Source organism: Pandoraea sp. E26 (assembly GCF_000681415.1).
Lineage (GTDB): Bacteria > Pseudomonadota > Gammaproteobacteria > Burkholderiales > Burkholderiaceae > Pandoraea > Pandoraea pnomenusa.
The window spans coordinates 183,964-200,656 of sequence record NZ_AYXJ01000030.1 but is presented as its reverse complement, the minus strand read 5'-3'; the positions used below and the strand labels follow the sequence as shown (position 1 = coordinate 200,656).

Here is a 16,693-nt window from a genome sequence, read left to right as displayed (position 1 = left end):
ATCCAAATGACCACCGCCAAACCCATCAAGCATTACCTTCAGTTTTCGGATCTGACGCTCGACGAGTATGACTACGTGCTTGAGCGCACCCGCATCCTCAAGAAGAAATTCAAGAACTACGAGACGTACCACCCGCTGCACGACCGCACGCTGGCGATGATCTTCGAGAAGAGCTCGACCCGCACGCGCCTGTCGTTCGAAGCCGGCATTCACCAACTGGGTGGGCATGCCGTATTCCTGAACACGCGCGACACGCAGCTCGGTCGCGGCGAGCCCATCGAAGACGCCGCCCAGGTCATCTCGCGCATGACCGACATCATCATGATCCGCACGTTCGGCCAGGAGATCATCGAACGCTTCGCGCAGCACTCGCGCGTGCCGGTGATCAACGGGCTGACCAACGAATACCACCCGTGTCAGGTGCTGGCCGATATCTTCACGTATTACGAGCATCGCGGCCCCATCAAGGGCAAGACGGTCACCTGGATCGGCGACGCGAACAACATGTCGTACACGTGGATCCAGGCGGCCGAGATCTTCGGGTTCCAGTTCAACATTTCCACGCCGCCGGGCTACCGTCTCGATCAGGCAATGGTTGCCGAGTCGAGCCGCCCGTTCGTGCGTGAGTTCGACGACCCGCGAGAAGCCTGCAAGGGCGCCGACCTGGTGTCGACCGATGTGTGGACCAGCATGGGCTTCGAAGCGGAAAACGAAGCCCGCAAGGCGGCCTTCGCGCAATGGTGCGTCAATACGGATCTGATGCAGCAGGCCAAGCCCGATGCCCTGTTCATGCACTGCCTGCCTGCCCATCGTGGCGAGGAAGTCTCGGCGGACGTGATCGACGGCGCGCAGAGCGTTGTGTGGGACGAGGCCGAGAACCGCCTGCATGTCCAGAAGGCACTCATGGAGTATCTGATGCTGGGCCGCGTCTGACGCGGTTGCGCCACGCCCGGGCCGGTACTGCCCGCCCGGGCCGCCCCTCCCGCCGCCTCGCGTTTTCCTCGCCTCACCAATCGGTCGCACGGCCGCCCTGGTTCCGCTTCATTCCCGCTTCATTCCCGCTTCCTTCCCGCGCCCTTCTCGCTCCGTTCCCGCCTTGTTCGGGTGACACACCTGCCCCACCGCGATCAGCGTTCCGCTATCATCCGTGACGCGCCCCGTCCAACAAAGACGCGCGCGTTTCATCGCCGCACTGCATCGCCAACTCCCTTCGTCAGAACATTTCGGAATATGCACCAATGCGAGGCAAATCCGTTGTGCAATGCACAAAATGCTCCCGGGTGGACGCGCGAAACGTGCTAGCATGAATTCACGTCTGTCCCTCCCGGGATGGGCATCTTCACCACCTCATGCGAGTTTCCCTCGCATTCGACACCGCATTCGGTCATGACGCAAAACGCAACGCAGTTCGACAACGTTTCCGTAATCAAGCGCGCCAATACCTATTTCGACGGCAAGTGCGTTTCGCACACCGTGTTGTTCCCGGACGGCACGCGCAAGACGCTGGGCGTGATTTTCCCGGCCACGCTCCAGTTCGGCACCGATGCGCCCGAAATCATGGAGCTCACGGGTGGACGCTGCCGCATCCGCCTCGCAGGCGAGACCGAATGGCAGGAATATGCCGCGGGCCAGCAGTTTTCCGTGCCGGGCAACAGCAAGTTCGACATCGAGGTCGTTGAGACGCTCGATTACGTTTGCCACTACGGCTAACCGACTGGCCAGCATCGCGACGGCGCGGGGCAACCGGCGCCATCGCCCTCTCGGCCGGTTCAGCGCGGCCCGGCGCCGCTACTCACTATGTCGCGTCTGCCCCCCCGACCTGCCGAGGCCCTTGCCGACGATCCCGACGGCAACGCCACCGCCAGTGATCCCACCGCTTCGGCGCCCGCCGACGAGCGGGACGACATCTCGCTGCGCGCCAGCGACCCGGGCTCCGATCTCGAGCCAAGCGACGTGCCGCTGCTCCCACCGGACGGCGCCCCATCCCGCACCAGAACACGCGTCAAAAACCCGAAGGCGGCCCGCTCGCGTCGCGGCAACGCCAAACGCAAGGGAATCGACCTCGGGCTTCAGGGCGGCGGCGCGCACGGCGCCTATGCGTGGGGCGTGCTGGACAAATTGCTCGAGGACGGACGTCTCGAGTTCGAGGGCATCAGCGGCGCGTCGGCCGGCACCATGAATGCCGTGGTGCTGGCGCACGGGCTACTCGATCGCCCGGGCGTGGACCCGCGCGAAAAGGCGCGTGAAGCGCTGCACAGCTTCTGGCTGGGCGTGTCGCAGGCCGGGTCGTCGGCCACCGCATGGGCGCAAACCGTCTTCAGCTGGCTCAACGGCCGCCCCACGGAGTACCCGGTGTGGCACGACTGGATGCAGAGCATGCAACAGTGGATGTTGCCGTTCTCGCAACCGACCACGGAAATCAATCCGCTGCGCACGGTACTCGAGGCCCAGGTCGACTTCGAGCGGTTGCGCGAGAGCACCGCCACGCATCTGTTCGTGTCCGCGACCAACATCCGCACCGGCAATATCCGCATCTTCCGCACGCACGAAATCACGCTCGACGTGGCGATGGCGTCGGCCTGCCTGCCGTGGCTGTTCAAGCCGGTGAAGATCGACGAAGACTACTACTGGGACGGCGGCTACCTGGGCAATCCTGCGCTCTACCCCTTCTACTACGAGACGGTGACGAGCGACATCCTGATCGTGCATATCAATCCGATCGAGCGAAAGGAGAAGCCCGTGCTGCCGGGACAGATCATGAATCGCGTGAACGAGATCACGTTCAACGCGTCGCTGCAGCGCGAATTCCGCGCCATCTCGTTCGTGCACAAGCTGCTCGACGAGGGGTGGCTCAAACCCGAGTTTCGCAAGCGTCTGAAGTACCCGCTGATCCATTCGATCCGGGCGGACAAGGCGCTTTACGACCTGTCGTCGTCGACGAAATTCGTGACCGACTGGCATTTCCTGACCACGCTGCGCGACCGCGGCCGCGAGGCGGCCGCGCGCTGGCTCGACGCACACTATGCCGACGTGGGTGTGCGCTCGAGCGTGGACCTGCGGCGCGACTACCTCCAGCGCCTGCCCGACGCCACAGCCATCAAAGCATGAGCGGTTCCGGATCGAGGCGAATGCCGAAGCGTTCCTGCACGCTCGCCTGCACCGCGCGAGCGAGCGCGACGATGTCGGCGCCGCTCGCGCCGCCGCGATTGACGAGCACCAGCGCCTGACGCTCGTGCACGCCTGCGTGACCGAGCGACTTGCCGCGCCAGCCGCATTGGTCGATCAGCCAGCCGGCGGCCACCTTCCATGAGCCGTCGGGCTGCGCGTAGCCGACCGCTTGCGGTGAGCGTTCGCGCAACGCGGCGAACGTGGCGGCATCGACCACCGGGTTCTTGAAGAAACTGCCGGCGTTGCCCAGTTCGGCGGGGTCGGGTAGCTTGCGCCGACGAATGTCCACGACGGCGTCGAAGATCTGTCGCGCCGAGGGCCGTTCGATGCCGGCCTCGGCCAGCGTACGTGCCACGTCCGCGTAGCCGGTCACCGGCTGCCAGGGCCGAGGCAGGCGCAGCGTGACAGCAACGATGATGTAGCGGCCCGGCTCATGCTTGAAACAGGAATCCCGATAACCGAACGCGCACGCATCGCGCGAGAGCGTGACGAATGCCCCCGTGGAGGTGTCCAACGCGCGCACGTGGGCAAGACGCTCGGCGAGTTCGAGTCCATATGCGCCGATATTCTGGATCGGGGCAGCGCCCAACGTCCCGGGAATCAGGGCGAGGTTCTCGAGGCCGGCACAGTCCTGCGAGAGCGTCCAGTCGACGAACTCATGCCAGATCTCGCCGGCGCCGCCGCGCACGTACCGGGCGTGGGCGTCGTCGGCAAGCCGTTCGCGACCGCGGATGGCCATGCGAAAGACCACGCCGTCGAAATCGCGCGTAAGCACCACGTTGCTGCCGCCGCCGAGCACCAGGCGCGGCACGCCTGCCAGCTCGGGCATGGCCAACGCCTCGAGCAGTGCCGCTTCGCTGTCGATCGTCACGACGTAGCGCGCGGTCGCGGGCAAACCGAAGGTATTGAAATCGCGCAGGCTGACGTCGCGTTGCAACTGGAGCATGGAATATGGGAGAGCCAGTGGGCGCCGCCGGGACGGACGCGGGACCGACGGCTGAATTACAATGTCGGGCGAAAGAATTTTGCGCATCATTATACCGGCCGCGCGGCGCGTCCCGCGCCACCGCCGAATGCCCGCGGCATGCCCGTCGTGCCGCTCCACGAACCCTTTTCAATTCAGGAGAGCCAGATGCCATCGTTTGACGTGGTTAGCGAAGCCAACATGGTGGAGGTCAAGAACGCCGTCGATCAGGCCAACAAGGAGATCTCGACGCGGTTCGACTTCAAGGGATCGGACTCGCGCGTCGAGCACAAGGATCAGGAACTCACGCTGTTCGCCGACGACAACTTCAAGCTCGATCAGGTCACGCAGGTGCTCGTGAGCAAGATGGCCAAGCGCAACGTCGACGTGCGCTTCCTCGACTACGGCAAGGTCGAGAAGGTCAGCGGCGACAAGGTCAAGCAGGTCGTCAAGGTGAAAAAGGGCGTGGAAGGCGATCTGGCCAAGAAGATCGTGCGCCTGATCAAGGACAGCAAGATGAAGGTGCAGGCGAGCATCCAGGGCGACAGCGTGCGCATCTCGGGCGCCAAGCGCGATGACTTGCAAAGCGCCATCGCGCTGCTGCGCAAGGACGTGACCGACACGCCGCTGGACTTCAACAACTTCCGCGACTGATCGTTACGGTCGCCCGTCCCGGGGGCCAGCAGACACAAAAAACCCGCAGCTTCACTGCGGGTTTTTTGTTGGGCGTCGACCGGCCGGACCGGCTCACTTCTTTTGCCCGATGCGACTTTCCTTGCCGGCGATCAGCTTGCCGATGTTTGCGCGGTGACGATAGATCAGCAGGATCGCCATGACGATGACCGCTGGCGCATACGGCCCGAATCCAAACATGAATACGTAGTAGAGCGGCGCGAACACGGCGGCGACCAGCGCGGCGAGCGACGAATAGCGGAAAAAGATCGCGATGATGAGCCAGGTGGCGACCACGGCGAGGCCAAGGATCGGATCGATGGCGATCAGCACGCCGGCGGCCGTCGCCACGCCCTTGCCCCCGGCGAAACGCAGGAAGACCGGGTACAGGTGACCGACGAACACCGCGAGCGCGACCGCCGCGAGGCCGAAATCCCCCACACCCCACGCGTCGGCGAAGTGCTGGGCGAGATAGACGGCCAGCCAGCCCTTGAGGGCGTCGCCGATCAGCGTGAGTACGGCCGCTTTCTTGTTGCCGGAGCGCAGCACGTTCGTGGCCCCCGGATTGCCCGAGCCGTAGCTGCGCGGGTCCGCGAGGCCCATGGTGCGGCTGACGATCACCGCAAAGGGAACCGAACCCATCAGATACGCAAGGACGATAAAAACCAGTGTGGCCATGAACTTCGTGAGTGAGGAGAATTTGTGATGGGCGCCATTCTACTTGAGCGGCCCCGACGCCCCATTCTGGCAAACACGGGGTTGCGCCAGCGCGCAAAGTGCCGGGGCGACGCTCGTTGCCGCCGATGTTGGGGCGCGCTTGGCGAGCCGAGGCGCGCGACGCGTCGAATCGCCGTGGCCGGAGGCGTTCAATCGTCGCTCAAGGCGCAGTTGACCGGCTTCGCACCCAGCGTATTGAGCAGCACCGGCGGCGCAATACCGATGAGATAGCCGCGACGTCCGCCGTTGATGTAGATCTTCGGCAAGTCGAGCACCGACGCCTCGACGTACACCACCATCGCCCGCTTGGTGCCGAATGGCGACGTGCCGCCCACCATGTAGCCCGAATGACGCTGTGCGACTTCCGGCTTGCATGGCTCCACGCGCTTCGCGCCGATCTGACGGGCGAGGTTCTTCGTGGAGACCGTGCGGTCGCCATGCATCAGCACGATCAGCGGCTTGGCCTTGTCGTCTTCCATGACGAGCGTCTTGACGACGGCGTGCTCGTCCACGCCGAGCTGTCGCGCCGACTCGCCGGTCCCGCCGTGCTCGACATACTCGTAGACGTGCTCGGTAAAGGCCACTTGCTTTTGCTTCAGAAACTGCGTGGCCGGCGTTTCCGAGACATGTTTGGTCTTGCTCATGGGCGCCTATTGTAATGAAACCCGTCGTGCGTGCGGTGACATCGTGGGGCCGCGGCCACCGGGTGCCGCCGAGCGCGTGCCGCACTGCCGATGCTCGTCGGCGCTCCGAGTATTGCCCGACGTCCCTGCCCCTGTCTTCTCTGCCCGATGGCGCCGGGCGCATTACAATGCGCCCATGTCAGCCCCTACCGACACCTCAGACGCCCCCGCCATGCCGGACTCGGACACGTCAGTTGCCGCGTTGCTCGCGACGCTTCCCGCCCGCATCGACGCCCTGCCCGCGCGCATTGCCGCGCACGCGCCCGCACGCGTCGCGCTGATCGACGACTTCGGCCGGATGACCTACGGCGAACTCGCGAACGCCGTGGCCGCGAGTGCGGACCGACTGCGCGCGCATGGCGTGCGTGGCGGCGATCGCGTCATGATCGTTGGCGAGAACGGCATCGCGTATGTGGTGCTGCTTCTCGCCGCGGCGTCGCTCGACGCATGGCCCCTGCTGTGCAACGCCCGCCTGTCGTCGGTCGAGCTGAGCGTGATCCGTGCGCATGCACGCCCGCGCTGCGCCATTTACGCCATCGACGCCTCGCCCGACGCGGCGGCCCACGCGCGTGCCGACGCCGCGAAGGTCGCATGGACCGAGCTCGCGCTGGGCGCCGTCGCGATGTCCGACATCGATGCCGAGAGTGCCGCCGAGCCCGTCTCGGCCGATCCGGCTGCGCAATGCGCGGCGCTCATCTATACGACGGGCACGACAGGCACGCCGAAGGGCGTGCGCCTGTCGCACCGCAACCTGATGTTCATCGCGGCCGTGTCCAGCACATTGCGGCGCGTGAGCGCCGACGATGTCGCATACGGCGTGCTGCCGATTTCTCACGTCTACGGCCTCACGTCGGTGTGCCTCGGCACGCTCTACGCGGGCGGCACGCTCCGACTGGCCGCGCGCTTCAGCCCGGAGGCCGTGCTCGACTCGCTCGCCCACGACGGCCTGACCATACTGCAAGGCGTGCCTGCCATGCACGCGCGACTGATGGCGCACGTGGCAACGCAGGGGGTACCGCTGGTCGCGCCGCGGCTTCGTTTCGTCTACTCGGGCGGCTCCCCGCTCGACGCCGCGCTCAAGGCCCGCGTCGAAGCGTTCTACGGCCTGCCGATCCATAACGGCTACGGGCTCACCGAGAGCAGCCCCACCGTGTCGCAGACGCTGCTCGATGCGCCGCGCGACGATTGTGCCGTCGGGCCGGTCATTCCGGGCGTGGCGGTGCGAATCGTCGATCGCGACGGCCGCGACGTGCCCGACGGCGAGGTCGGCGAACTGTGGGTGCGCGGCCCGAACGTCATGCTGGGCTACTATCGCGCGCCCGAGCTGACGGCCGCCGCGGTGAGCGCCGACGGTTGGCTACGCACCGGCGACCTGGGGCGCCGCGCCGCCGACGGCGCGCTTTTCCTCGCCGGACGCGCCCGCGAACTGATCATTCACTCCGGTTTCAATGTCTACCCGATCGAGGTCGAACAAGCGCTCGCGAGCCATCCGGACGTCCTTCAGGCCGCCGTGCTCGGTCGCGAACACGAAGGTAACGAACAGGTGATTGCGTTCGTGGAGGCGCGCCCGGGTCATGTCATCGATGAACCGGGCCTGGCGGCGTGGGCGGCGCAGCGCCTCGCGCCATACAAGCGCCCGGCGCAGATTCGGGTGCTCGACGCCCTGCCCGCCGCATCGACCGGCAAGGTGCTCAAGCACAGGCTCAAGGCATTGCTCTGACGGGCCCCGCGCGCCACCTCGGCGTGCGCGCGCCGGATCAGCCTCGCGGGTGATGCTGCGCGTGCAGCGACTTGAGGCGCTCGCGCGCGACGTGCGTATAGATCTGCGTGGTGGAGATGTCGGCGTGACCGAGCAGCAACTGCACCACGCGCAGGTCGGCGCCGTGATTGATCAGGTGTGTGGCGAACGCGTGGCGCAACGTGTGCGGCGAAAGCGGCGCGCGAATGTCCGCCTGCGAGGCATAGCGCTTGATCAGATACCAGAACGCCTGCCGCGTCATGCCCTCGCCACGCTGGGTAACGAACAGCGTGTCGCACGCGCGCCCGGCAAGCAGCACGCCCCGGCTCTCGGCCAGATAACGCGTGAGCCATCCATTCGCCTCCTCGCCGAACGGCACGAGCCGCTCCTTCGCACCTTTGCCGAAAATGCGCAGCACCCCCTCGTTCAGGCCCACTTCGATGGTCTTGAGCGAGACCAGTTCCGACACGCGCAACCCGCTCGCGTACATCAATTCGAGCATGGCCCGGTCCCGCAGGCCAAGCGGCTGGGTGAGATCGGGAGCGGCGAGCAACGCTTCGACCTGCGCTTCCGACAATGTCGAGGGCAGCCGCTGCGCGCGCTTGGCCGAAGCGATGCGCAGACACGGGTCCTGCTGTGAGATGTGCTCGCGCAAGGCCCATTGATAGAACCGCTTGAAGACTGACAGACGCCGGTTCACGCTGCTCGCCAGACTGTCGCGCCGCCACGCGAGGTAGGCGCTGAGCGCCGCTTCGTTCACGCCGTCGAGCGACGTGTCGCGCGTCGCGGCCAGCCACTGCGCGAAAAGACGCAAGTCGCGCCGATAGGCGTCGAGGGTGTTGCGCGAGAGACCGTCTTCGAGCCAGAGCGTGTCGCAGAACTGATCGATGAGCGCGGCGCTGCGACGGTAGGTCGCGCCGTCGGCATCGAAGGCGAGCGCGGCGGCCTCGCGGTCGTGCCCATCGTGCCTATCGTGCCCATCACGACGGTCGGCCTCCTCGGCGCCGGACGCTGCCTGCTCGAAGGGTTCCCCGGCCTCGTCGAAGGCGTCTGGCCCCGCGCCGAAATCGGCGTCCACGTCGTCGTCAGCGTCGTCGTTGACATGCATTGGCGGAAGTGTGCGCTGGGTCAATCGGTGACTCCTTCCTGAGCCAGTGCCCATTCGATGTGCTCGCGCACCAGGGCGCTGGAATGATCGCGTCGCGCGAGCAAGGCGTCGCGCAATGACGTACGAGCGCCGGCGTCGGCCGTCTCGCGCAAGGCGTTGCCTAGCCCGACCGCCAGATTGCGCAGCCACCGCTCATGTCCGATGCGCCGGATCGGACTACCGGCCAGCTTCTGCGTGAATTCGGTTTCGCTCCATGCGAACAGCTCGACCAGCGAGGCGCGATCCAGACCGTTGCGCACGGCGAAATCGGGAACCGAGGCCGGTTGCGCGAACTTGTTCCACGGGCAATAGAGCTGGCAGTCGTCGCAACCGTAAATCCTGTTGCCCAGCTTGGCGCGCAACGGCTCGGGAATCGCGCCCTTGTGTTCGATCGTCAGATACGACACGCACAGCCGCGCATCGACACGGAAGTCCTCGGTGATGGCGCCGGTGGGACATACGTCGCGGCATCGCCGACACTGCCCGCAGTGTTCGCCGCGCTGCAACGCTCTCACCCCTGCGTCGCCGCGCGAGCCATGCGCATCGCGGGGTGCGATCGCCGCGTCGACATCCACCGGCAGCGGCAGATCGACCAGGATTTCGCCGAGGAAGAAGAGCGAACCGGCGTCGCGCGAGAGCAGCAGCGTATGCTTGCCGCGCCAGCCAAGGCCAGCCTTCTGCGCGAGTTCGACTTCGAGGACGGGGGCGGAATCGGTAAACGCCCGGTAGCCAAACGGCCCGATCGCCGCGCTGATCCGGTCGGCCAGCTGCTGCAGGCGATTGCGCACGACCTTGTGATAATCGCGCCCCCGGGCGTAGAGCGACACCACGGCTTCGCCCGGCACGGCGGCGCGCGCGGCCTCGCGCTCGCGCCAGGTCGCGGTATCGGTGTCGCTGGGCAGGTAATTCATACGCACGGAAATCACGCGCACGGTGCCAGGCACCAGTTCGGCGGGGCGCGCGCGCTTCATGCCGTGCGTGGCCATGTAGTCCATATCGCCGTGACACCCGTCGTCGAGCCACTGTTGCAGGCCCGGTTCGGCGTGCGAGAGATCGGTGTCCGTGATGCCGACCCTGTCGAACCCCAACTCACGTCCCCACTCGCGAATTTGTGCGACAAGCGCGCTCAGGCGCCCGGCATCGAGCGCGAGAGATGTCGCATTGTCGCGCGATGACGACACTTCCGAAGCGTTCGGAGGCGTCGATGGCTCGACTTGTGCGGCGGTAGCGGGGAAAATCACGGAAGCTTTCATCGACTCCATTTTACGCAATGCCCGCCATGTCCGATTCTTCGGCGCCGCCCCCGCTGGGCGAGCGCGTTTTCGCGTTGCCGGACGAAACCGCCACCGAAGCGTTCGCGGCGGCCCTCGCGCGCGTGATCGTGGCCCGCATGGCGCACACCGACGCGGCGCATGCGGGCCTTCACGTGCAACTCTCGGGCGACCTCGGCGCGGGTAAAACCACACTCGTGCGGGCGCTGCTGCGGGCGCTGGGGCACACGGGACGCGTCAAAAGCCCCACCTACGCGCTGTGTGAACCCTACAACATCGACACACCAAATGGCGTGTTGCCGGTCTATCATTTCGACCTGTACCGCTTTGCCGATCCGGCCGAATGGCATGACACGGGCTTTCGCGAGCACTTCGCGGGCGACGCGCTGTGCCTGGTCGAGTGGCCGGAAAAAGCCGATGGCCTGCTCGGCACCCCCGATTTGCGCCTTTGGCTGGAACCCGTGGGCAACAGCCGCCGTCTGACGACGAGCGCCTACACGCCGGCGGGTCTTGCTTGCCTGAACTCATGCTGATCAAACGCTTTGCCCGAACCGATGACGCCTCATCGCCCAATGCCGGCCGACGCCGAGCACTGCGCGCGGGCGCATCCACACTGATCCTCGCCCTTGCGGGACCCCGCCTCGCGCGCGCCAACGCCATCGTGGCGGTGCGCGTCTGGCCGGCCAAGGACTACACGCGCGTCACGCTCGAGACCGACAACCCGGTCAAGTTCCAGCAGCAGTTGATGGAGAGTCCGAACCGTTTTGTGATCGATCTCGACGAAGTCGATCTGAGTCCGACGCTGCGCGATCTCGTCTCCAAGATCCAGCCGAACGATCCGCAGATCATGCAGGTGCGCGTGGGGCAGTTCAAGCCCGGCGTGGTGCGCATGGTCTTCGACCTGAAGGCCGGCGTGAAGCCGCAATCGTTCACGCTGCCGCCGGTGGCCGGCTACAAGTACCGCACGGTGTTCGACCTGTATCCGGCCGTTGAACCCGATCCACTCATGGAGTTGCTCGCGAAGTCCAGCCGCAAGGCCGAGGCGCTCGCGCAGAACCCGCCGCCTGCCGCCCCGGGTGCCGGGTCGGGCACGCCGAGCACGGAAGAGAGCGAGGCGTTCTTCCAGCGTTATGCGCAGCGCGAGCCCGGCCCGCGTGCGTCACGTCCGACGCCGGCGCCGGACAGAACGCCGCCGCTCGCCCAGCGCGGGAACGAAAGCGACGACGGCCTGCCCACGCCGCCCGCGCGCGGGCCGAAGACGGCACGCCTGCTCACCATCGCCATCGACCCCGGTCATGGCGGGGAAGATCCGGGCGCGATCGGCAGCAGTGGCACGTACGAAAAGGTTGTGGTGTTGCAGATTGCCAAGCGGCTGCGGGAGAAGATCGACGCCCAGCCCAACATGCGCGCCATGATGACCCGCGATGCCGACTTCTTCGTGCCGCTCGGCGTGCGCGTCCAGAAGGCGCGCCGCGTGGACGCCGATCTGTTCATGTCGATTCACGCCGACGCGTTCACGTCGCCGTCGGCCAACGGCGCCTCGGTGTTCGCGCTGTCCGAGCGCGGCGCCACGAGCGCGACGGCGCGGTTGCTGGAGAAGACGCAGAACGCTTCCGACCTGATTGGTGGCGTGAACATCAAAACCAACGACCGGGCGGTGGCGCACGCGCTGCTCGACATGTCGACGACCGCGCAGATCCGCGACAGCAAGGTGTTCGGCACGGCACTGCTCGCCGAGATCGGCACGGTGGCGGACCGCCTGCACAGCAAGCATGTCGAGCAGGCGGCCTTCGCCGTGCTCAAGGCCCCGGATATCCCGTCGGTGCTGGTCGAGACGGCCTTCATCAGCAACCCCAGGGAAGAGCAGTCGCTGAACGATCCCGCCTACCAGGAACGGCTCGCCAACGCCCTGCTCAAGGGCATCAAGGCCTACTTCGCGAAGAATCCGCCCCTCGCGAAGAACCGCACGGCCTGACGCCAGGCGGCGAGGGCAAAGAAAAATGGCGCGTCCGGTTTCCGGATGCGCCATCTTTTTTGGGTCATGCCGCGCGCGCTGCCGGCCGGATTCGACCGGCCCGCACCGAGGTGCGCCTTGCCTTACTCGCCCTGACGTTGCGGCTCGCGGCGGCGACCGCGCGTGAACATCTTCCACAGCGCGCCGAGCGCGATCGGCACGACGGCGGCCGAGATCCCCACCAGCACGATGACGTTCAGGTATTGCTTGACGACCGGGAGATTGCCGAACAGGTGACCGCCGCCCACGAGCAGCGTCACCCAGATGGCCGCGCCGATCACGTTGTAGAGCTGGAAGCGTGCCCACGACATGGCCGACACGCCCGCCACGAACGGGGCGAACGTACGCACCACGGGCACGAATCGCGCCATCACGATCGTCTTGCCGCCATGGTGTTCGTAGAAGTCGTGGGTCTTGCGCAGCGCGTCGCGATCGAGAAATCGCCAGTTCTTCTCGTAGACGCGCGGCCCGATCTTCGAGCCGATCCAATAGTTGAGCGTGTTACCGGTCACGGCCGCGATGAATAGCAGCGCGCCGAGCAGCCACGGATCCATGGCACCGGTGGCCGCGAAGGCGCCGCCGATGAACAGCAGGGAATCGCCGGGAAGGAACGGAAACAGCACCAGCCCCGTCTCCACGAACACGATCATGAACAGGAACAGATACACCCAGTTTCCGTACTGATCGATAAACACGCCCAGATGTTTATCGATATGGAGCACCATCTCCAGCAATTGCACCAAAGTATCCAAGACGATTCCTCAAGATAAAGGACGCCGGCCCGTCCCTGCGGGCGCACGACGAGTCGCATCATACCAGCGCGGCCGTCGGGCGTCGTTAAGTCTGCATGACGGCCGGAGCCGGTCGGGTCATGCGGTTTCCATGCCATCGTGCGGCGCGTGCCGGCGCGTCCGCCCGCCGACCCACCCAACCTTCCCACGGTTTCCCGCGAATTCCGGCGTTGAGCGGCCAGGCGGTTCGGGTGACTCAGCCGGGGCTGATCTTCCGCCACCACCTTCGCACACGGAAATTAGTTGCGAATTAAGAAGGGTATCGCAGGCTGAAACGGCGGGGACCAATGTCTTTGAGGGCAACCTTTATAATGGTTCCCATGTCTGCCACCCCGACCCCCGCCCCCGCAGCGCAAGACCCGGCCGCCGTGCCCGTCGACGCCACACCCGACGCTCCCGAGCGCCGCCCCGGCCCCATGCCGGCGGCCCTCGCGCCGGCGCGCGCCATTCGCGTGCTTCCCGACCAGTTGATCAGCCAGATCGCCGCCGGCGAGGTGGTCGAACGCCCAGCCTCCGTGGTCAAGGAATTGCTCGAAAACGCCCTGGACGCGGGGGCTCGCGCCCTCCAGATCAAGCTCGAGGAAGGGGGTGTACGCCGCATCGCCATCACCGACGACGGCGGCGGCATGTCCGCCGAGCAGTTGCCGCTCGCGCTCACCCGGCACGCCACCAGCAAGATCCGCACGCTCGACGAGCTCGAATCGGTGCTCACCCTCGGGTTCCGGGGCGAGGCGCTTGCGTCCATTGCGTCAGTTGCCCAACTCACGCTGTCGAGCCGGCAGATCGACGCGCCGCACGCGACCGCCATCGACGGCAACACCGGCGCGCTGACGCCGGCGGCGGGCCCCGTAGGCACCACCGTCGACGTGCGCGACCTGTATTTCAACACCCCCGCGCGCCGCAAATTCCTGAAGACCGAGCAAACCGAATTCGGGCATTGCATGGACGTGATCCGCCGCAGCGCCCTGGCGCGCCCGGACGTCGGCTTCTCGATTCTGCACAACAACCGCGCGGTGGAGCACTGGAATGTGTCGGACGCGGCCACGCGCGTCTCGCGCGTGCTCGGCAGCGACTTTGCCGGCGCCCATCTCGCGCTCGACGAAGGGGCGGCCGAGCTTCGCCTGTCCGGTTTCGTCGGCCTGCCCACGGCCAGCCGAGGCCGGGCAGACCAGCAGTTCTTCTTCGTCAACGGCCGCTTCGTGCGCGACAAGCTGCTCACCCACGCCGTGCGCGCTGCCTACGAAGACGTGCTTCACGGCGACCGCTATCCCGCCTACGTGCTGTATTTCGAACTGCCGCCGCAGCTCGTCGATGTGAACGTCCACCCATCGAAGATCGAAGTGCGATTCCGCGATGCGCGCAGCGTGCACCAGTTCGTCTTTCATGCCGTGCAGCGTGCGCTCGCGCGCGCAGCCGGTGGCGGCGGTGCCACGCACGCCGCGCACCTCACGGACACCGGCGGCCTTGCCGCCGGTCCCGGCGCCGTCGCGGGCGTGGGAGGTTTCGGTAGCGCACGCCCGGGCGGCGGCTTCGGCACGCCCGGGGGGAGCAGTTGGAATTCGCGCGTGCAGCAAGGCACGCTGCCGGTGGCGCAGCCGCTTTCCGTCTATGACAACCTGTTCGGACGTGCCGCGCCGCCCGCACCGCGCCCTTACGGTCAGCCTGGCCAACCGGGCCAACCTGGTGTCACGCATGTCTCGGACGCCCCGGCAGCGCCATACGGCAATGCGAGCGGGCCCGGCGACACGCAGGGCGCCACGGCGCCCGACCAACCGCTCGGCTTCGCACTCGGACAACTGCACGGCATCTACATCCTGGCGCAGAACGACCACGGGCTGGTGCTCGTCGACATGCACGCGGCGCACGAGCGCATTCTTTACGAGCGCTTCAAGCAGGCGCTGCTCGAGCAAAGCGTACCGGTGCAGCCCCTGCTCATTCCGGTAACGTTCTTCGCCGATCCGGTGGAAATCGGCACGGCCGAAGAGCATCAGGAAACGCTCACCGCGCTCGGCTTCGACCTCGCGGCCATCTCGCCGACGACGCTTGCCGTGCGTGCCATTCCCGCGCTGCTCGACGGCGCCGACGCCCAGGCGCTCGCACGCGCGGTGCTTGCGGACCTTCGCCAGTACGGCGGCTCGCGCGTGCTCACGGAGCGTCAGCACGAATTGCTGGGCACGCTCGCGTGCCATACGGCCGTGCGCGCCAACCGCCGCCTCACGCATGAAGAGATGAACGCGCTGCTGCGCCAGATGGAAGCGACCGAACGCGCCGACCAATGCAATCACGGGCGCCCCACCTGGTACCAGCTCACGCTCGGCGACCTCGACAAATTGTTCATGCGCGGACGTTGAGCGGTTCATGAAGGCACACTCCCCGATCGTCTGCCTGCTGGGCCCCACGGCATCCGGCAAGACCGCCGCCGCCCTGGCGCTCGCGCAGGAGACACCACTGGAGATCGTCAGCGTCGATTCCGCGCTCGTCTACCGCGAGATGGATATCGGCACGGCGAAACCCAGCGCCGCCGAACTGGCGGCCGTTCCGCATCACCTGATCGACATCATCGATCCGCGCGACGCCTACTCCGCCGCGCAATTCCGCGAGGACACGCTGCGTCTGGTCGACGAGATCGCGGCACGCGGACGTCGTCCGCTGCTCGTCGGCGGCACGATGCTGTACTACAAGGCGCTCACGCAGGGCCTGTCGCCGCTGCCGTCGGCCGACGCCGCCGTGCGCGCCAGGCTGGACGAAGACGCCGCGCGCATTGGCTGGCCCGCGATGCACGCCCGGCTCGCGAGCGTCGATCCCGCGACAGCCGCGCGCCTTGCCCCGAACGACGCGCAGCGCGTCCAGCGCGCGCTGGAGATTTTCGAGCTGTCGGGCAAGCCGATGTCGCAGTGGCTTGCCGAGCAGGCGCAGTCGTCGCGCACGTCACCCGGACATACGTTCGTGCCGGTGGCCCTCGAGCCCGGCGATCGCTCGGTGCTGCATGCGCGCATCGCCGAGCGGTTTCGGCTGATGCTCGCCGCGGGCCTGGTCGACGAGGTCGAACGCCTGCGTGCGCGCGGCGATCTCGATCCCGGCTTGCCGTCGATGCGCTGCGTCGGCTACCGACAGGTGTGGGAATACCTCGACGGCGAAACGGACTATGACACGATGCGCGACAAGGGCATCTTCGCCACGCGTCAGTTGTGCAAGCGCCAGCTCACGTGGCTGCGCTCGATGCCTGAGCGACACATCGTCGACTGCACCGCCGCCGACGCCTCACAACGCGCACTCGCCACCGTGCGCGCCCTCTGGCGAGACTGAAAAGCGGCGCGGCCGCGGCTTCCCGGCGGCATGCCACGTGGCGCGCTGCGCGGCATCCCCGTTGCATTCGCGCACCCTTCCACGGTGCGAAACAGGATGCGAAACACGGTGTGAAACACGCGCCGCCCGACTCGGTTGAAACCCTGACAGCTTTCCGGTTTGCATGTCGATTTTGATATGCTAATTTGCATATCAACGTTTCGAGCAATGCAAATTTGCATC

Annotated in this window: 15 protein-coding genes; 9 read left to right on the top strand and 6 right to left on the bottom strand. The window is 66.5% G+C overall.

Translation table 11 applies throughout. The features are described 5' to 3' along the window. Nucleotides 1-6: 6 nt before the first annotated feature. The 3 genes from argF (at nucleotide 7) to W930_RS0119585 (ending at nucleotide 3,108) form a co-directional block, all read left to right on the top strand. Entirely contained in the window at nucleotides 7-933 is a 927-nt protein-coding gene (gene argF / locus W930_RS0119595; RefSeq protein WP_023872131.1) for an ornithine carbamoyltransferase, read from the top strand. A 453-nt stretch (nucleotides 934-1,386) separates the two neighbouring features. Then, nucleotides 1,387-1,710 (top strand): pyrimidine/purine nucleoside phosphorylase, encoded by a 324-nt coding sequence (locus tag W930_RS0119590; RefSeq protein WP_023872132.1) that lies wholly within the window; start codon nucleotides 1,387-1,389, stop codon nucleotides 1,708-1,710. 87 nt (nucleotides 1,711-1,797) lie between these two features. Next, nucleotides 1,798-3,108 carry a patatin-like phospholipase family protein gene (locus W930_RS0119585; protein ID WP_024788593.1) on the top strand — a complete coding sequence of 437 codons (1,311 nt, stop codon included), beginning with the start codon at nucleotides 1,798-1,800 and terminating at the stop codon, nucleotides 3,106-3,108. Here W930_RS0119585 and murB read toward each other — a convergent pair. Further along, on the bottom strand, nucleotides 3,098-4,114 hold the full coding sequence (gene murB / locus W930_RS0119580) for a UDP-N-acetylmuramate dehydrogenase (protein WP_028731253.1): 1,017 nt from the start codon (nucleotides 4,112-4,114) through the stop codon (nucleotides 3,098-3,100). The genes W930_RS0119585 and murB overlap by 11 nt on opposite strands. A 186-nt stretch (nucleotides 4,115-4,300) precedes the next feature. Between murB and W930_RS0119575 the strand changes: the two genes are divergently transcribed. Then, nucleotides 4,301-4,786, top strand: a complete 486-nt coding sequence (locus W930_RS0119575) for a YajQ family cyclic di-GMP-binding protein (protein WP_023594543.1) — start codon at nucleotides 4,301-4,303, stop codon at nucleotides 4,784-4,786. Nucleotides 4,787-4,879: 93 nt separating this feature from the next. On the opposite strand, the gene plsY is transcribed toward W930_RS0119575, so the two are convergent. Beyond that, a complete protein-coding gene (gene plsY, locus W930_RS0119570; RefSeq protein WP_023594542.1) occupies nucleotides 4,880-5,482 on the bottom strand; it encodes a glycerol-3-phosphate 1-O-acyltransferase PlsY in 603 nt (200 codons plus the stop codon). A 188-nt stretch (nucleotides 5,483-5,670) separates the two neighbouring features. Continuing rightward, the gene (gene ybaK, locus W930_RS0119565; protein ID WP_023594541.1) at nucleotides 5,671-6,165 is read right to left on the bottom strand and encodes a Cys-tRNA(Pro) deacylase; all 495 of its coding nucleotides are present in this window, start codon (nucleotides 6,163-6,165) and stop codon (nucleotides 5,671-5,673) included. Between the two features lie 175 nt (nucleotides 6,166-6,340). Here ybaK and W930_RS0119560 point away from each other — a divergent pair, with 175 nt between their 5' ends. Next, nucleotides 6,341-7,924, top strand: a complete 1,584-nt coding sequence (locus W930_RS0119560; protein ID WP_023872135.1) for a class I adenylate-forming enzyme family protein — start codon at nucleotides 6,341-6,343, stop codon at nucleotides 7,922-7,924. 37 nt (nucleotides 7,925-7,961) lie between these two features. On the opposite strand, the gene xerD is transcribed toward W930_RS0119560, so the two are convergent. After that, on the bottom strand, nucleotides 7,962-9,074 hold the full coding sequence (xerD, locus tag W930_RS28205) for a site-specific tyrosine recombinase XerD (protein ID WP_309475340.1): 1,113 nt from the start codon (nucleotides 9,072-9,074) through the stop codon (nucleotides 7,962-7,964). Next, nucleotides 9,071-10,351 (bottom strand): tRNA epoxyqueuosine(34) reductase QueG, encoded by a 1,281-nt coding sequence (queG, locus tag W930_RS0119550; protein ID WP_023872137.1) that lies wholly within the window; start codon nucleotides 10,349-10,351, stop codon nucleotides 9,071-9,073. Before queG ends, xerD begins: the two co-directional genes overlap by 4 nt. An 8-nt stretch (nucleotides 10,352-10,359) precedes the next feature. On the opposite strand from queG, the gene tsaE reads away from it, so the two are divergent. Continuing rightward, nucleotides 10,360-10,893 carry a tRNA (adenosine(37)-N6)-threonylcarbamoyltransferase complex ATPase subunit type 1 TsaE gene (tsaE, locus tag W930_RS0119545; protein ID WP_023872138.1) on the top strand — a complete coding sequence of 178 codons (534 nt, stop codon included), beginning with the start codon at nucleotides 10,360-10,362 and terminating at the stop codon, nucleotides 10,891-10,893. Continuing rightward, entirely contained in the window at nucleotides 10,875-12,335 is a 1,461-nt protein-coding gene (locus W930_RS0119540; protein ID WP_115344393.1) for an N-acetylmuramoyl-L-alanine amidase, read from the top strand. The genes tsaE and W930_RS0119540 overlap by 19 nt, the downstream gene beginning before the upstream one ends. A 122-nt stretch (nucleotides 12,336-12,457) precedes the next feature. Here the strand turns inward: W930_RS0119540 and W930_RS0119535 are convergent, their stop codons facing one another. Beyond that, nucleotides 12,458-13,126, bottom strand: a complete 669-nt coding sequence (locus W930_RS0119535; protein ID WP_023594535.1) for a VTT domain-containing protein — start codon at nucleotides 13,124-13,126, stop codon at nucleotides 12,458-12,460. Between the two features lie 359 nt (nucleotides 13,127-13,485). Between W930_RS0119535 and mutL the strand changes: the two genes are divergently transcribed. Beyond that, nucleotides 13,486-15,516 (top strand): DNA mismatch repair endonuclease MutL, encoded by a 2,031-nt coding sequence (gene mutL / locus W930_RS0119525; RefSeq protein ID WP_369798674.1) that lies wholly within the window; start codon nucleotides 13,486-13,488, stop codon nucleotides 15,514-15,516. A gap of 7 nt (nucleotides 15,517-15,523) precedes the next feature. Next, a complete protein-coding gene (gene miaA, locus W930_RS0119520; RefSeq protein ID WP_023594532.1) occupies nucleotides 15,524-16,471 on the top strand; it encodes a tRNA (adenosine(37)-N6)-dimethylallyltransferase MiaA in 948 nt (315 codons plus the stop codon). The last annotated feature ends 222 nt before the right edge of the window (nucleotides 16,472-16,693 follow it).

Excerpts from the sequence above, each read along its gene's own strand:
- W930_RS0119585 (WP_024788593.1), top strand. The coding sequence starts at position 1,798 with ATGTCGCGTCTGCCCCCCCGACCTGCCGAGGCCCTTGCCGACGATCCC.
- W930_RS0119590 (WP_023872132.1), top strand. The coding sequence starts at position 1,387 with ATGACGCAAAACGCAACGCAGTTCGACAACGTTTCCGTAATCAAGCGC.
- miaA (WP_023594532.1), top strand. The coding sequence starts at position 15,524 with ATGAAGGCACACTCCCCGATCGTCTGCCTGCTGGGCCCCACGGCATCC.
- argF (WP_023872131.1), top strand. The coding sequence starts at position 7 with ATGACCACCGCCAAACCCATCAAGCATTACCTTCAGTTTTCGGATCTG.
- queG (WP_023872137.1), bottom strand. The coding sequence starts at position 10,351 with ATGGAGTCGATGAAAGCTTCCGTGATTTTCCCCGCTACCGCCGCACAA.
- ybaK (WP_023594541.1), bottom strand. The coding sequence starts at position 6,165 with ATGAGCAAGACCAAACATGTCTCGGAAACGCCGGCCACGCAGTTTCTG.
- murB (WP_028731253.1), bottom strand. The coding sequence starts at position 4,114 with ATGCTCCAGTTGCAACGCGACGTCAGCCTGCGCGATTTCAATACCTTC.
- mutL (WP_369798674.1), top strand. The coding sequence starts at position 13,486 with ATGTCTGCCACCCCGACCCCCGCCCCCGCAGCGCAAGACCCGGCCGCC.
- tsaE (WP_023872138.1), top strand. The coding sequence starts at position 10,360 with ATGCCCGCCATGTCCGATTCTTCGGCGCCGCCCCCGCTGGGCGAGCGC.
- W930_RS0119560 (WP_023872135.1), top strand. The coding sequence starts at position 6,341 with ATGTCAGCCCCTACCGACACCTCAGACGCCCCCGCCATGCCGGACTCG.
- plsY (WP_023594542.1), bottom strand. The coding sequence starts at position 5,482 with ATGGCCACACTGGTTTTTATCGTCCTTGCGTATCTGATGGGTTCGGTT.
- W930_RS0119575 (WP_023594543.1), top strand. The coding sequence starts at position 4,301 with ATGCCATCGTTTGACGTGGTTAGCGAAGCCAACATGGTGGAGGTCAAG.